This is a genomic window from Methylocaldum sp. GT1BB, from assembly GCF_051027545.1.
Lineage (GTDB): Bacteria > Pseudomonadota > Gammaproteobacteria > Methylococcales > Methylococcaceae > Methylocaldum.
On the sequence record NZ_CP194902.1, the window covers coordinates 5,253,812 to 5,268,906 of the forward strand.

Below are 15,095 nucleotides of genomic sequence, written 5' to 3' on the forward strand. Positions count from 1 at the left end.
GTGTCCAGATGTCTGGACGATTGTTATAGTGCTCGCATTGTTCGACCTGAAATGGCCCCCACCGAAAACCTCCAGACAACAAAAAACCCGCCAAGCCTTATGACTCGCGGGTTTTCCGGATTTCACCGAACGCCTTCGGTTTCTATGATTGGCGGAGAGAGAGGGATTCGAACCCTCGATACGGTTTTGCCGTATACACGATTTCCAGTCGTGCGCCTTCGACCACTCGGCCATCTCTCCGAAAACGTGGCATTTTAATTGAAAATCCGGCGGTTGTCAGCCTCCTCGATACTCAACCGACGTTATTCCCGGCCAAAAACATCCAGGTCTCGACCACGGTGTCCGGATTGAGGGACAAGCTCTCGATGCCTTCGTCCAGCAGCCAGCGAGCGAGGTCGGGATGATCGGACGGCCCCTGTCCGCAGATACCGATATATTTGCCGTGCTTGCGGCAGGCCTGGATGGCCTGGCGGATGAGCGCCTTGACCGCCGGGTTGCGCTCGTCGAAGCCTCCCGCGACCAACCCGGAGTCGCGGTCTATGCCCAGGGTGAGCTGGGTCAGATCGTTGGAACCGATGGAGAAGCCGTCGAAGATTTGCAGGAACTCGTCGGCCAGCAAGGGATTCGAGGGAATTTCGCACATCATGATCCATTTGAGCCCGTTCACCCCGCGCGGCAAGCCGAAGCGCTGGAGCAGCTCGGCGACTCCGCGCGCCTCGTCCAAAGTGCGCACGAAGGGAATCATGACCCAGACGTTCTCCAGCCCCATGTCCTCGCGCACCTTTTTCAAGGCGCGGCATTCCAGCTCGAAGCAGTCACGGAATGAGTCGTCCACATAACGCGAGGCGCCGCGAAAACCGATCATGGGATTTTCTTCGTTCGGCTCGTAGGCTTTACCGCCCAGGAGATTGGCGTACTCGTTGGTCTTGAAGTCCGAGGTCCTGACGATCACCGGCTTGGGCGCGAAAGCGGCGGCGATCATGGCGATGCCTTCCGCCAGCTTGTCGACATAAAAACTCACCGGATCGCGATAACCGGCGATGCGCTCGCGGATCGCCTGCTGCAACTCGGCCGGCTGGCGCTCGTATTCGAGCAAGGCTTTCGGATGAACACCGATGGTCCGCGCGATGACGAATTCGAGCCGGGCCAGGCCGACGCCGTCGTTCGGCAGCGCGGAAAAGGCGAAAGCGCGCTCCGGGTTGGCCACGTTCATCATGAGCTTGACCGGCAGCTTGGGCATCTCGTCCAAGTTGACCTTGCTGACTTCGTAGGGCAGTTCGCCCTGATAGATGTAACCGGTATCGCCTTCGGCGCAAGAGACGGTGACCATGGTATCGCGCTGGATCTTGCGGGTGGCGTCGCCGCAGCCGACGACCGCGGGAATGCCGAGCTCGCGGGCGATGATCGCCGCGTGGCAGGTCCGCCCGCCGCGATTGGTGACGATGGCGCTGGCTCTTTTCATGATCGGCTCCCAATCGGGATCGGTCATGTCGGTCACCAGCACGTCGCCCGGCTGCACCAGATCCATCTGCGACACGCTGGCGATGACTTTGGCGCACCCCTTGCCGATGCGATGTCCAACGCTGCGGCCTTCGGCCAGCACCTTGCCCTTCTGCTTGAGCCGATAGCGCTCCATCTCGCGCGTGACGCGGCTTTGCACCGTCTCCGGCCGGGCCTGGAGAATATAGAGGCGGCCGTCGAGTCCGTCCTTGGCCCATTCGATGTCCATGGGCCTCTTGTAATGCTGTTCGATGCGCACCGAGAGCCGCGCCAACTCTTCCGCTTCCTGATCGGTGACGGAAAACCGCTGCCGGTCCTCTTCGCGCGTGTCGACGGTGACCACGGATTTGGCGGGGTCGTAAATCATCTTGACGGCTTTCTTGCCGAGGCTGCGGCGCAGCACTGCCGATTTTCCGGCCGCGAGAGACGGCTTGTAGACGTAGAACTCGTCAGGATCGACCGCGCCCTGCACCACCATTTCGCCGAGGCCATAGCTCGAAGTCACGAAAACGGCATCGCGGAAGCCCGATTCGGTATCCAGGGTGAAAATCACGCCGCTCGCGGCGAGATCGCTGCGCACCATCCGCTGCACGCCGGCGGACAATAATACCTTGCGGTGCTCGAAGCCTTGGTGCACGCGATAGGCGATGGCCCGGTCGTTGAAAAGCGAGGCAAAAACCTGCTTGACCGCCCGGAGCACGCCGTCCAGGCCTTGCACGTTGAGGTAGGTTTCCTGCTGCCCGGCGAACGACGCCGTCGGAAGATCTTCCGCCGTGGCAGAGGAGCGCACGGCCACGGAAAACTCCTTCGGGGACTCGCCGGCCAGTTGGCGGTAAGCTTCCGTGATGGCTTTTTCCAGTTCGGGGGTAAAAGGTATGTTCATGATCCACTGGCGGATGGTGTCGCCCGCGCGCGCCAGCGCCGTGACGTTATCAACGTCGAGCCGGTCCAGTTCCGCCCAGATGCGTCGGTCGAGCCCGTTCTGAGCGAGAAAATCCCGATACGCTTCGGCCGTGGTGGCGAAACCGTCGGGTACCGTGACGCCCGCCTCGGAAAGCTGGCTGATCATTTCGCCGAGCGAGGCATTCTTGCCGCCTACGCGCCCTACATCGTCCATTCCCAAAGCGTCGAACCAAACCACGTATTCGTTCATCGAAATTACCCCGTATAGTTGCCGAGAGCTTGCGATGCGCCGCGGCCCTTTCACAAGCTTCCTGCGTTCGAATTCAGTATTCTATGGGAATCCACCCGGCATGGTAAGAAAAGCATGAAACGCACCGTCTTCTTCGTATCCGATCACACGGCCATCACCGCCGAGACCTTCGGACGGAGTCTCTTGAGCCAGTTCGAGACCGTCACGTTCGAACGCGTCACCCAGCCTTTCGTCGATTGCGAAGCCAAGGCGATAGACACGTGCCGGCGCATCGCCGACGCATTTGCCCGGGACGGACAAGCGCCGCTGGTGTTCAGTACGCTGACCGACGATCATCTTCGTCAAATATTGGAACGCAGCGAAGCCGTGGTATTCGATCTTTTCGAAGCCTTTCTCGATCGCATGGAAACGGCGCTCGGACAGCCGTCCGCCCAAGCGATCGGACGGGCCCACGGCTTGGGCAATGCGGCTCTGGGCCGGGGGCGCGTGGAAGCTCTGAGATTTGCCATCGATTGCGACGATGGCATCGGCGTCGACGCTTACGACAAAGCCGACATCATTCTCGTCGGGGTTTCACGCTCGGGAAAAACCCCGGCCAGCCTGTTTCTCGCCCTGCACTACGGCATCAAGGCCGCCAACTATCCCTTGACCGAGGAGGACCTGAATCTTTCCGGGCTGCCATCCAATCTACGGAAGCACCGCGAGCGGCTGTTCGGTCTGACCATGAATCCGGAACGCCTACATCAGCTCAGAGAAGAACGAAGACCCGGAAGCCGCTACGCCTCTCTCGAACAATGTCGAAATGAAATCCGCGCTGCGGACGGGCTGTTCCAAGCAGCGGGAATTCCTTACTTAGATACTTCGACCATGTCGGTGGAAGAAATCGCCGCCAACATACTTCACCGTGCTGGTCTGCAACGAATGCGGTGGTAAACGGGGCCAGGTCGCGGACTTACCTCCGGCACCATAGCCCCGGATCGGCGCGGCCGTATCGTTGATTATTACCCCGGCCTATAAACATAGGCCGGGGTAATCCGGGGCAGGGTTTCCTTAGCGCGGCGACAAGCCGCGCGAGCCCAAGCCTAAGCGTGTACCGGCCTGGGCGGCGGCCCGTAAATACCGGGAGGGTATTTACGGGCCTGATTAATAAACTGATCAGACCGAGTAACCATTCCGTGGCGGAAGCCGCAGTAAGCTATTTGGCTGCAAAGGAGGGCGAGAAACGATAACGGCACGGCACGATAACAGCTGCCGAACCCTCAACGCCCCAACTGCAAAGTATTCTGCTCGTCGACAGACCGCTCCGAATGCTGTACCGCCTGAGGAGCCTTCGGCTTCAAGGTCAGCTTGGCGATCCCGGTCCACGACGCCATGAACAGCAGCAAGCCCACCGAGGTGGCTATCAGACGATCCGGTTGCTTCATCCAGAATAGAATCCATTTCGGTTTAATCAGCCCGACGATAAAAATCAATATCGAGAGGGCCACTAGGCTCTTGAAAAAAATCAGCATAAAACTCTCCAACGATGTTTCGGTATGGCACCGGAATTTCCGGAAAAAATCTAGGGAAAACGGGCTTTTGACAGCATATGCGGGCAAAGCGTTCGGATTAAACAACAATTCATTCGATGAAACTAGACGACGGGATACGGCGCAGGACAACGACCGCCGCCGAGGCGCGCGCCGAAATCGGGCGGCCGCCTCCCTCCCAGATCCATCAATGGCGTTGCGCACGGTCGTCGGCAAATGATTGTCGACCTACGACTTAGAGCCTATCCCAGTAGGCTCAAGAAACCCTTCGACAAGCTCAGGGCGAACGGCCTACTGGGATAGGCTCTAAGAGCCTATCCCAGTAGACCCGTTGCCCGCCAAGTAATGATGCCGCAGGCCAAGTGCAGCATGGCAAGATAGGTGTCGGTTCGTTTTTCCCAGCGGATCAAAATCCGGCGGAATCGGTTGAGCCAGCTGTGGGTCCGTTCGACCACCCAGCGCCGCGCCTTGAAACCGGCTTCCTTCTTGATCGCTTCGGCCTCCTCACCGCGCGCTCGAATGTGAGCGGTAAACTGAAAGGCCTTGGCCAAGTCCCTCACCTCGTCATAGTCATAGCCTTTGTCCAGGCACAAGCCTTGCGGCTGCTCCGGCGTGGGTACAGGGCGCGGGACGCCGATGGCCGCCAAGGTGGACCGCGCCAGCTTCAGGTCGTGCCGATTGGCGCCGGCAATCACCACACTCAGCGGCAGGCCCGCGCCATCGGTTAACAGGCTTCGCTTCGCACCTTGTTTGCCCCGGTCGGTCGGATTCGGTCCCGTTTTTTTGAACCCGCCAACGGCGCTTTCGTCATGGCCCCATCCATGGCCAACCACGACCAGTCCAAGCCCTTCAACGCATCATAAGTCAGCAGTCCTTCGCGCCAGAACGCCTGGAACACCCCGGCTTCGGTCCACTCGACAAAGCGGCGATGGGCCGAACTGCTGGAGCAAATCCCGGTGGCGTTCAGCGCATTCCACTGACACCCGGTCCGGAGCACAAACAAGATCGCATTCATCGCCTGTCGGTCCGGCACCCGCGGGTTATGGCACCCGAGCGGATGCGGTTTACGCGGCGGCAAGAGCGGTTCCATCCGTTCCCACAGCTCATCCGGAATGCGCCAGCCATCATCTTTCGTCACCAGTCCCATAAGAGCCCCTCTTGACTCGAAATTTCGGCATTAGAGGTCGCTCATCACGCTTTTGTTCCTACTGGGATAGGCTCTTATTCCGGCCTACATTTTCCTTGGCCGGGAACGGCTTTCCAGCCCGCTCCGCCGTACCGTGGCGGAAAGTTCATAGGATTTGCTGAGGAACGAGGCGCCCTTCGACGGGGCTCAGGACAGACCCTTCGGCTCGGCTCAGGACAGGCATCGATCGCGAAGGATGGGGCTCATTCCGGACAACCCCTGTCCGGCACCCTATGGGCGGCTTTGCCGTGCATATCGGCTATCCTGCCGATTTGTCACTTCGCTCAGCCCATCCTATAAGTTCTACATTTCGGGCGTACGAGGCGGCTTCCCGATCCATACCACTACGCCGTGGTGAAAAGCGCGCCGGCGGGGACCCCGCTTTCGTCCCCTCTCATCACGCACTGCGATCCGGCGATCTTCGAACCAAAGCTTCGCCGTCGAAGGTGATTCCAGGCCATCCGCACTGCATGAAGGTTCTGATGTTCTTGTGGCTTTCGCCGTTCGGGTTCGACAGCACTTCGACGTAATGCTCGCCGAACAGCGCCAGAGTCTCTTTCTCGGATAACCCGTGCAGCCGGCCGAAATAGAAAATCTTGCAGGAACCTTCGTTGCTCCCCGGTTCGTTGACCACCCGGTTATCAGCCAGACCGTTGGTAAAGCGGGTTGGCCGATAATCGTAATATTGCCCGATGACGTCGATGCTTTCTTTGAAGGCGACCGGCTGGCATTGCTTGATTTTGGCGATGAATGCTTCTAACGATGTAATCATGTCGGTGATAAAGAAAACGAACCTTATTGGATCACGTATGGAGGACCGTCACGTAGAGACCGCAGACGGTCGCAAATTCAGAGCTTAACGGGCGAGCATCGGCTCCAGCTTGTCCCAAACCTGGCGAAACAGGATCGCCTGAGCCTCGCGATTGGGATGCAGGCCGTCCGCCTGCATCAAATGGTCTTGACCGCCGACGCCTTCCAGAAGAAACGGCACGAACGCCGTATCGTGGGTCTCGGCGACCCGGTGGAAGACATTCCGAAAAAGGTCGGCGTAACGCTTGCCATAGTTCGGCGGTATCTTCATGCCGAGCAGCAATACCTCGGCACCGGCGGCCTTGGAGCGGACGGTCATTTCGCTCAGGTTGGCTTCCAGCTGCTTGGGCGAAAGCCCGCGCAAACCGTCGTTGGCGCCGAGTTCGAGTATCACCACGGTCGGCCGGTGCCGACGAAGAAGCTCGTCGATCCGGGCAAGGCCGCCGGCGCTCGTCTCGCCGGAAATACTGGCGTTCACGACCTCGGCGCCAAGCGGCCGCGCCGCCTCCTGCAACATAGCCACCCAGCCGTGGTCTATCTTTTCCAAACCATACCCGGCACTGATACTATCGCCGAGAACAAGAACGGTTTTTGCCTGACACAATCCCGGCAACACGAGGAAAATGAAGGATAACAACAGTTTTCGCATGACACAGGAGCAGATCGGTGCGTTGGAGGATATCGACGCGGAATTCGTCATTCGAACGGAGAATCTCGGCAAACACGTCACGACGGCGGACGGTCGGCTAGATATATTGACAGCAGTCGACCTCTCGATCAAACCGAGAGAAACCTTGGCCATCGTCGGCGCTTCGGGATCGGGCAAATCGACCTTGCTCGGCCTTCTGGCCGGCCTCGATCTACCTTCTTCGGGCCGCATCTGGCTCGCGGGATCCTGCCTCACCGATATGGACGAAGACGGCCGGGCGCGGCTCCGCAGCGAGTATGTCGGTTTCGTATTCCAGTCGTTCCAGCTTCTTCCCAATCTGACCGCACTGGAGAACGTCATGCTCCCCATGGAACTGGCCGGTGCCGGCGACGAGGCCCGGCTCCGCAGCCTTGCCATGCTCGAACGGGTCGGCCTGAGCCACCGGTTCAAGCATTATCCGCGGCAGCTCTCGGGGGGCGAACAGCAGCGCGTCGCGCTGGCGCGGGCTTTCGTCACCGAACCGAAAATTCTGTTCGCAGACGAGCCTACCGGCAATCTGGACAGCAATACCGGCCGGACCGTTATCGAATTGCTGTTCGAGCTGAACCGCGAGAAAGGCACCACGCTGGTTCTGGTCACCCACGACGAAACCCTGGCTTCCCGCTGCGAACGCTTGATCCGCCTGGATAGCGGCCGCATCGTGGGATATTCGGCGGAGAGTTGACCTACCGCAGCGTATTCCGGCGTATTTGTGCCGCCGACCATGCGGCGCGATACGGGAGTACTCTATCAGCCCATGGTAGGGTGGGTTAGGTGCGCCCCGACAACCTGTACTTACTGTTCGTAACGAAAGTCAAACCACATCGTCACCCCGGCATGGAAGGGGCCGACTAAAGGCCCGTTTGCGATTGGGACTGCCGGGGTCCAGGTTACAAGGACGTAGAGGGCAGGCCATCCTTGGCCTCTGGATTCCGGCACTCCCTGCCGGAATGACGGGTAATACTGGCATTGTTTTCTTTACTCACTGTAACTCACCGATTCAGGCGCGCACCGTAACCCACCGAAGCGAACGGCAAGGACATGGGGCGTTGTTTTGGCGGGTTACGGCGCACGCAGAACGCGGTGTTCAACATCCAGCCTATGCCGGAGTGCGCCTAATCCGCCCTACGAAATCTGTCGACAAAGGATTGTTGACCTACGGCTGCCTGCTGCCGAGCAAATCCAGCAAGACATCGATGTCCACCGGCTTGACCAGATGGTGGTCGAAGCCGGCTTCGCGCGAGCGCTGCCGGTCCTCTTCCTGGCCATAGCCGGAGATCGCGATCAAGCGCGTTCCCGTGAGCCGTGGATCTTCCCGCATGCGCCGAGCCACTTCATACCCGTCCATCTGCGGCATACCGATATCCAGCAGCACGACATCGGGCGCTCGCTCCCTGCCCCGGTCGAGCGCCTCTTTGCCGTCGTAGGCGACCTGAACCTGATACCCATACGCCTCGAGCAGGGTCGACAAGGAATCGGCCGATGACACATTGTCGTCGACCACCAGGACATATTGATCGGCCGCGGACAAACCTGAATCTTGGACCTTCTCGCTGTGTTTCCGGCTGGACGAATGCGTTTTCATCCACGGCAAGCGGACCGTGAATTCGCTGCCCTGACCGGGGCCTTGGCTGGCCACCTCCACCCGGCCGTGATGGAGCTCCACCAGTTTCTTGACCAGCGACAGACCGATTCCCAAGCCGCCGCGTGAACGGGCCAGCGAGCGGTCTTCCTGGGTGAACGGCTCGAAAATCCGGGGCAAGAGTTCGGTGGAAATGCCGGTGCCGTTGTCGCGAACCCGCACCACGGCATCGTCGGCTTCGGTGTCGAGGACGACCTCGATCTCGCCTTCCACCTCGGTGAATTTGGCGGCGTTGTGAATCAGATTGCCGACGATCTGGACGCAACGCGTGCTATCGCCCTGCACCCAAACTGGCTCGGGCGGAACACGCACGTTCAGGCGATGCCGGCGATCCTCGAGCAGGGCCCGATTGGCTTCGACCGCTTGGGACACGACGGTCCTCAGATCGATCGTCGCCTGGTCCAATACGATCTTTCCCTGCGTGACCCGCGCCACGTCCAGCAGGTCGTCCAGAAGGTGGGCGAGATGCGCGGTCTGATCTTTGATCACCCGGCAGGCCCAGTCATACAGGTGCTGATGGCCCGAAGGCTTGCGTCGCATCAACTCGGTCGCATTGACGATGGCCGCCAGGGGATTGCGCAGTTCGTGCGCCAGCATGGCCATGAACTCGTCCTTGTGCCGGTCCGCATCGGCCAGTTCTTGCATGCGTTGCCGCAACTCGGCTTCCAGCCGCTTCCGTTCGGCGACCTCGGCCTCCAGTTGCCGATTCTCTTGCAGAGCGGCCGTCCGTTCCGAAACATTCTGTTCGAGCTGCCGGCGCGACTGATCCAAGGCCGTTCGCACCAGCAAGCGTTCGCTGATGTCGGTCAGCACCGTCCGGTAAAACACATAGTGCCGGCTATCCCGCATCGATGAGGTATGCATTTCCACCGGAAGATGCCAACCGCCCTTTCCGACTAGACGGAGCTCCGTGGTGAGGCTCCGCCGCTCGCATCGACTTTGCGAAAGATGATTCGAAAACTTTTTTTGATCTGCCTTGGCGATAAAGCGAACGAACGGAAGCCCGATTAGGGCCGGGCGCTCCCGTGCCAGCATGCCGGCGGCGGTCAGATTGATCTCCTTGATCACGCCGTGTTCATCCAAGGTCAAATAACCCGCCGGAGCGAAATCGAAAAGGTTTGCGTAGTGGTCGCGGGACTCTTCCAGCGCCTCCAGCGCCTCCTTCAGCTTCCGGTTTTCGGCTTCCAATTCCAGCGCGCGGACTTGAAACTCGTGTAGCGATTGACGCTCCTGCTGCGGAGTTTGCTCATCGACGTCCGTAGGTGCGGCCGGTTCAAGCTTATTGTCGAGCTCGGCTTCGGCATTCTCTCTCAGCGTGGTCTTGTCCGTATTGTTCGACATCGTGTCGTCTCCCCAGCATGCGCTTAAACTCCCCGAACCAGGCCTTGTCAACGAACCGGTACGTAGGATTAAAACTGTAACACAGGGACAACGAACGGGCGTGTCAAATCCACTGCGTTATCCCGTCGCGCAGCGGGAAAAAGTGTTATTCCCGGCCTGCCGATGCTGAAAAGACATACCCCGACTTTCACGGATTTACAAATACCGCCAAGCTGGCTATGGTGCTCGAGAATTGTACGCAAACGATGGGCAAGCCAGAGATCGCCATGGAGAACGTCGCCAGCGGATCGATGCCTTTCATAGTCAATGATTGCGCCCTATTGGCTATCGCGACCGGTAAACGGGCACAGAACCTTAAGGAACTGCGCGATCAGCTATTGGCTATTCATCCCGGGAGCATTTATTTTCACTTCTGGGGCAATCTGCTCCATCCCCGCTTCGACGAGCCCGAATACAGCAACGACTTCGCCGCCTGGTCCAGGCATGCTTTGCACGACAAGGTGCTCGCCGAGCGCCTGAGTGTCGTCGATCCCAACAGCTATGACACGCTCGACGAATTGCGCCAGGAGCTGATCGAGATCATCGAGCAGCGGCTGGATGAACGCGAGGTTCTGGCATGGGCGCAACCGGATCAGCAGTTCGAGTTTATTCGGGCGCTCACCGTCGTTTTTCGCACCGATCTCCAGTTTTTCACCCCGGAGAAGCTTGCCGCCCGGATCGGACAAATGTCGGTAAGCAGCATTTTCTATCACTTCATCGACGCCAAGCGGCGCAACGAGAACCGGCTGGATGACTTTCGGAACTGGCTGGAGTCTTTCGACGGACGCTATGAAAGCCTCTGTCAATGTCTGGCCAAGATCGATCCCTACTTTACCTCGCTGACCAGTCTCCGCGAAGAATTGGCGCGCGTGTTCTCCGGCTGCCTGTGCGAGGTGGGCCGTGGCTAATCTGTTGGAATCGTACGCCGAGGTCGTCGGTCAGGATGTCATCGATCAGCTGCATCAGCTCGCGGGAACGCTGCGGGACAAACGCGTGGTCCACGTCAACTCGACCCGGCTCGGCGGCGGCGTCGCGGAGATTCTGGAAAAACACGTGCCGCTGATGCGGGAGCTCGGAATCGAAACCCACTGGGAAGTGATCACCGGCAATGCGGTGTTTTATCAATGCACCAAGAGTTTTCACAATGGTCTCCAGGGCAAAATGGTGAACATGCCCAACGACTGGCTGCGGAACTTCGAAGAGACCAACGCCTTTAACGCCGAACAGCTGCGCCCGATTCTAAGCGATGCCGACATCGTTTTCATTCACGATCCGCAGCCCGCTCCGCTGCTGAGATATATTCCCGAGCGCAAGGGCAAATGGATCTGGCGCTGCCATATCGATATCAATCGGCCGAACCGCGTAATCTGGCGTTATCTCCGCGGCTTCGTCGCCGGGTTTGACGCCAGCGTTTTCTCGCTCGCCGCGTTCGTGCAGCCCCTGCCCCACTCGCAATACCTGATTCCGCCCAGCATCGATCCCTTGAGCGACAAGAATGTCGATCTGCCGGAAGGCGAGATCGACAGCGTCTGCGAGCGCTTCGGTATCGACCGGACGCGCCCCATCATCGTTCAGGTCTCTCGCTTCGACCAGTTCAAGGACCCGGTAGGCGTAATTGAAGCATACCGAATCGCCAAGCATTTCCTGCGGGACATTCAGCTGGTTCTGGCCGGAGGTTCCGCTACCGACGATCCCGAAGGAGACGCCGTTTTGGCCGAAGCGCGGCAGGCGGCGAACGGCGACTCCGATGTACATGTCCTGCTCCTTCCGCCCGACGCCCACCGCACCATCAATGCATTGCAGCGGGCTGCCGATCTGGTGGTGCAGAAATCGCTTCGCGAGGGCTTCGGCCTGACGGTCACCGAAGCCTTATGGAAGGGCAAACCGGTCATCGGCGGAGATACCGGCGGTATTCGGCTCCAGGTGATCGACCATCACACCGGCTTTTTGGTCAATACCCCGGAAGGCGCGGCCCTGCGCATCCGCTACCTGCTCCACGACCGGCACAAAATCGAGGAAATGGGCAATAAAGCGCGGGAGTTCGTACGCGAAAACTTCCTGATCACCCGCCACCTTCGGGAGTACCTCACTCTGATGGTGAGCGTGCTGCACGCCGCGGGAGAACGCATCGAGCTGGCGGGGGCGATTCGGGTTAGAGGGCAGTAATCGGTGGTGTTGGCCGGGAACGCAGAGCCCGGTTGAAGGACACAGCGTTTCCGGCGGCTGAGTTCGCTGTAGCAACCGATTCGATGGTAAGGAGTCGCTGACGCGACGGTTGTTTTGAATGTGGGTTTCACTCGGCCTATCCTTAGGCCTCGCCCTATCGGGCGGCGAAGCCGTGCAAACCGGCTGTCCTGCCGGTTTGTCGGACCCACAGCCGAGGTCCTTTTCGTTGCTTGTCCAAAGAAAAGGACCCAAAAGAAAGGACACCCGGATGGCGCGCTGATCCTGCGCGTCGACGCCTTGAGCCGGGGGCAACAAAAGGCACTTCCATGTGCCTTTGTTGCCGCGCGGCATCGTGCCGCGCCCCTTCGGGCGGTTCCGGCTCAAGGCGTCGATGCTCGGGCGCACCATACGGGGCAAAAAACGCCCACAGTCAATTTTTAAATTACTCTAACTCCCGTTTGCCGCGCCGAGCACCGCAGCTTTCGGCGGGAATAACCCGGAGGGGCGATTCATGGATGAATCGCGGCGATCAAGGGACAGGAGTCCCTTTGATCGCCTCCCGACGAAAGCGAGAAGCGGAGGAGACAAGCGGCAATCGGGTGGCCTTTTCTTTGGACACTTTCTTTTGGCCAAGCAAAAGAAAGTATCCCGACCGTGGGTTCGGAAACCCACATTCAAAACAACCGTCGCGTCAGCGACTCCTTATCGACTCGGTTGGCCAAGACAACAACTCAGCCGTTTGCCGGGAACGCTGCCGCCTATCCCAGCCTATTACCGGATAACTCGAAGGGAAACACCCAAATCGGAACAATGATTCGAAAACACTCAATGCCATTCGGCACGGAAATCACGGAAGACGGCGTGCGCTTCAGATTCTGGGCGCCGCAAACGAAGAGCGTGGACTTGATCCTCGGAACGGACGAGAGGGAGCGACGTTTGACTATGCAGCAGCGAGCCGACGGCTGGTTCGAGGTCATGACAACTGAAGCGGCGGCCGGCAGCCGTTACCGGTTTCGGCTGGACGATGGCCTCGCCGTTCCGGATCCCGCCTCGCGTTTCAATCCTTCGGACGTGCACGGCGCCAGCCAGGTGATCAATCCGGCCGGCTTCCGCTGGACCGATGAGGAGTGGACCGGACGGCCTTGGGAAGAAGCCGTGATCTACGAACTGCACGTCGGCACCTTCACCCCGGAAGGAAGCTTTCGGGCACTGCAAGACAAGCTGGACTACCTGGCTTCGCTAGGCATCACGGCGATCGAGCTGATGCCGATCGCGGCTTTTCCCGGCCGCTGGAACTGGGGCTATGACGGCGTCCTGCCGTTCGCGCCGGATGCCAGCTACGGAACGCCGGACGATCTGAAGGAGTTCGTCCAGGCCGCTCATCACAAGGGCCTCATGGTATTCCTCGACGTGGTCTACAACCACTTCGGGCCGGAAGGCAATTACTTGTATGTCTACGGAAAACCGTTCTTCAGCGACCGGCACCATACGCCCTGGGGCAGCGCGATCAACTACGACGGCGAGAACTGTCGCACCGTGCGCGATTTTTTCATTCACAACGCCTTGTACTGGCTGGAGGAATATCACCTGGACGGACTGCGGCTGGATGCGGTTCACGCCATCATCGACGATTCGCGTCCGGATATTCTGGACGAGTTGGCGGAGCGGGTTCGCGCCGGCCCCGGAAGCTGCCGGCACGTCCATCTGGTACTGGAAAACGACGACAACGCCGCGCATTATCTCGCGCGCGAGGCCGACGGTTCGCCCCGGCAGTACGACGCGCAGTGGAACGACGACCTGCATCATGCGTTGCACCTCTTGTTGACGGGCGAAACCGACGGCTATTACGCCGATTATGCCGACGCGCCCCTGAAACACTTGGGACGCGCCCTGACCGAAGGCTTCGCCTATCAAGGGGAAGCCTCGCCGTATCGCGACAACCGCCGGCGCGGCGAAATCAGCCGCGATCTTCCGCCCACCGCGTTCGTCCCCTTTCTGCAAAATCACGATCAGGTCGGCAACCGCGCATTCGGCGAGCGTCTCTCCGATCTGGTGGAAACCCGCCCACTCCGAGCGGCGGTGACGCTGTTGCTGTTGGCGCCTTCCCCGCCTTTGCTGTTCATGGGCGAGGAATTCGCCTGTCCGACGCCGTTCCAATATTTCTGCGACTTCGGACCGGAATTGGCCCAGGCGGTGACGGAAGGCCGACGCAACGAATTCGCCCGCTTCGGACGATTCGCCGCCCCAGAGCTCCGACAACGGATTCCCGATCCTTCCGCCTCCTCGACCTTCTTCAACTCGAAATTGGACTGGGCCGCACTGGAGATTCCGAAACATCGGGAATGGCAGTCGTTCTACCAATCCCTACTGGCGGTCCGCCGCGAGCAAATCGTCCCGCTTTTGAAACAAATAAGCGCCGGCCGCTCACACTTCAAGCTCTTCGGCGCACGAGGACTTTCGGTCGTCTGGCACCTGGATGACGGCGGCAGCTTGATCCTCTTATCCAATCTTGGGGAAGAACCGCTGTCGAACTTGGATCTTTCCTCGGATCCGGCATTAGCCGTCAGCGACCCGGACATTACCGACAGCTTACCTTCGGGCCGGATACCCGCCTGGTCAACGGCCTGGTTTCTCATGCGACCGGAGAGCGCGCTCTCCCTCATCCAGCCCTTCGGGCCACTTTCTCCAAGCCCCTCACCCACCCCTCTCCCAAGGAGTAAAGGTATCGACGCAACTCGTCACCCCGGCAGGGAAGGGTGGCTTCGGTGCTCCAATCGCAAACGGCCTGGCCGGGAGCGCCGGCCACGCCCTTCCCGAAGACACCGTTTGCGATTGGAGTGCCGGGGTCCAGAAGCCAAGGACGGCAACGGCCTCTCACATCCGTGTGTTCTGGATTCCGGTATCCAATCGCAAACGGTTGCTTTAGTCGCAACCCTTCCCTGCCGGAATGACGGCTTTGGAGACTTGTGTAGATACCTCTGCCCGAAGGGAGAAGGAAATAAGGCGCGGCTCTTGGCCGCACAGATGATTAGGTAAGACTG

General features: G+C 59.6%; 10 protein-coding genes, 1 tRNA gene and 1 pseudogene. 5 read left to right on the forward strand and 7 right to left on the reverse strand.

The window, feature by feature from the left end; all coding sequences use genetic code 11:
• Positions 1–149: 149 nt before the first annotated feature.
• Together ACR2TX_RS24520 and ppsA are read right to left on the reverse strand one after the other, a co-directional pair.
• Positions 150–240: transfer RNA gene (locus ACR2TX_RS24520), tRNA-Ser, on the reverse strand.
• Positions 241–292: 52 nt separating this feature from the next.
• Positions 293–2,653: a phosphoenolpyruvate synthase gene (gene ppsA / locus ACR2TX_RS24525; protein ID WP_434130919.1), complete on the reverse strand. Its 2,361-nt coding sequence runs from the start codon at positions 2,651–2,653 to the stop codon at positions 293–295.
• A 114-nt stretch (positions 2,654–2,767) separates the two neighbouring features.
• Between ppsA and ppsR the strand changes: the two genes are divergently transcribed.
• Positions 2,768–3,586, forward strand: coding sequence for a posphoenolpyruvate synthetase regulatory kinase/phosphorylase PpsR (gene ppsR, locus ACR2TX_RS24530; RefSeq protein WP_077729308.1), 819 nt, complete (start codon positions 2,768–2,770; stop codon positions 3,584–3,586).
• A gap of 326 nt (positions 3,587–3,912) precedes the next feature.
• Here ppsR and ACR2TX_RS24535 read toward each other — a convergent pair whose 3' ends face one another.
• The 4 genes and pseudogenes from ACR2TX_RS24535 to ACR2TX_RS24550 all read right to left on the reverse strand — a co-directional run bounded on the left by ACR2TX_RS24535 (position 3,913) and on the right by ACR2TX_RS24550 (position 6,827).
• Complete coding sequence (locus ACR2TX_RS24535; protein WP_077729306.1) at positions 3,913–4,164, reverse strand: hypothetical protein; 252 nt, start codon at positions 4,162–4,164, stop codon at positions 3,913–3,915.
• A 332-nt stretch (positions 4,165–4,496) separates the two neighbouring features.
• Positions 4,497–5,329: pseudogene (locus ACR2TX_RS24540) on the reverse strand (IS5 family transposase).
• Positions 5,330–5,765: 436 nt separating this feature from the next.
• Positions 5,766–6,140: a HopJ type III effector protein gene (locus ACR2TX_RS24545; protein WP_077729305.1), complete on the reverse strand. Its 375-nt coding sequence runs from the start codon at positions 6,138–6,140 to the stop codon at positions 5,766–5,768.
• Positions 6,141–6,224: 84 nt separating this feature from the next.
• On the reverse strand, positions 6,225–6,827 hold the full coding sequence (locus ACR2TX_RS24550; protein WP_077729304.1) for an arylesterase: 603 nt from the start codon (positions 6,825–6,827) through the stop codon (positions 6,225–6,227).
• Here ACR2TX_RS24550 and ACR2TX_RS24555 point away from each other — a divergent pair.
• Positions 6,826–7,551 (forward strand): ABC transporter ATP-binding protein, encoded by a 726-nt coding sequence (locus ACR2TX_RS24555; RefSeq protein ID WP_077729303.1) that lies wholly within the window; start codon positions 6,826–6,828, stop codon positions 7,549–7,551. The two genes, ACR2TX_RS24550 and ACR2TX_RS24555, sit on opposite strands and share 2 nt — an antisense overlap.
• Positions 7,552–8,022: 471 nt before the next feature.
• On the opposite strand, the gene ACR2TX_RS24560 is transcribed toward ACR2TX_RS24555, so the two are convergent.
• Complete coding sequence (locus ACR2TX_RS24560) at positions 8,023–9,849, reverse strand: hybrid sensor histidine kinase/response regulator (RefSeq protein ID WP_086133106.1); 1,827 nt, start codon at positions 9,847–9,849, stop codon at positions 8,023–8,025.
• 245 nt (positions 9,850–10,094) lie between these two features.
• On the opposite strand from ACR2TX_RS24560, the gene ACR2TX_RS24565 reads away from it, so the two are divergent.
• The 3 genes from ACR2TX_RS24565 to treZ all read left to right on the forward strand — a co-directional run bounded on the left by ACR2TX_RS24565 (position 10,095) and on the right by treZ (position 15,090).
• Positions 10,095–10,796, forward strand: coding sequence for a DUF5752 family protein (locus ACR2TX_RS24565; protein WP_240502441.1), 702 nt, complete (start codon positions 10,095–10,097; stop codon positions 10,794–10,796).
• On the forward strand, positions 10,789–12,054 hold the full coding sequence (locus ACR2TX_RS24570) for a glycosyltransferase (protein ID WP_434113923.1): 1,266 nt from the start codon (positions 10,789–10,791) through the stop codon (positions 12,052–12,054). The genes ACR2TX_RS24565 and ACR2TX_RS24570 overlap by 8 nt, the downstream gene beginning before the upstream one ends.
• A gap of 828 nt (positions 12,055–12,882) precedes the next feature.
• The gene (treZ, locus tag ACR2TX_RS24575; RefSeq protein ID WP_434130923.1) at positions 12,883–15,090 is read left to right on the forward strand and encodes a malto-oligosyltrehalose trehalohydrolase; all 2,208 of its coding nucleotides are present in this window, start codon (positions 12,883–12,885) and stop codon (positions 15,088–15,090) included.
• Positions 15,091–15,095: the final 5 nt, after the last annotated feature.

Coding starts and splice junctions, on each gene's coding strand:
- ppsA (WP_434130919.1), bottom strand. CDS start 2,653: ATGAACGAATACGTGGTTTGGTTCGACGCTTTGGGAATGGACGATGTA.
- ppsR (WP_077729308.1), top strand. CDS start 2,768: ATGAAACGCACCGTCTTCTTCGTATCCGATCACACGGCCATCACCGCC.
- ACR2TX_RS24535 (WP_077729306.1), bottom strand. CDS start 4,164: ATGCTGATTTTTTTCAAGAGCCTAGTGGCCCTCTCGATATTGATTTTT.
- ACR2TX_RS24545 (WP_077729305.1), bottom strand. CDS start 6,140: ATGATTACATCGTTAGAAGCATTCATCGCCAAAATCAAGCAATGCCAG.
- ACR2TX_RS24555 (WP_077729303.1), top strand. CDS start 6,826: ATGACACAGGAGCAGATCGGTGCGTTGGAGGATATCGACGCGGAATTC.
- ACR2TX_RS24550 (WP_077729304.1), bottom strand. CDS start 6,827: ATGCGAAAACTGTTGTTATCCTTCATTTTCCTCGTGTTGCCGGGATTG.
- ACR2TX_RS24560 (WP_086133106.1), bottom strand. CDS start 9,849: ATGTCGAACAATACGGACAAGACCACGCTGAGAGAGAATGCCGAAGCC.
- ACR2TX_RS24565 (WP_240502441.1), top strand. CDS start 10,095: ATGGGCAAGCCAGAGATCGCCATGGAGAACGTCGCCAGCGGATCGATG.
- treZ (WP_434130923.1), top strand. CDS start 12,883: ATGCCATTCGGCACGGAAATCACGGAAGACGGCGTGCGCTTCAGATTC.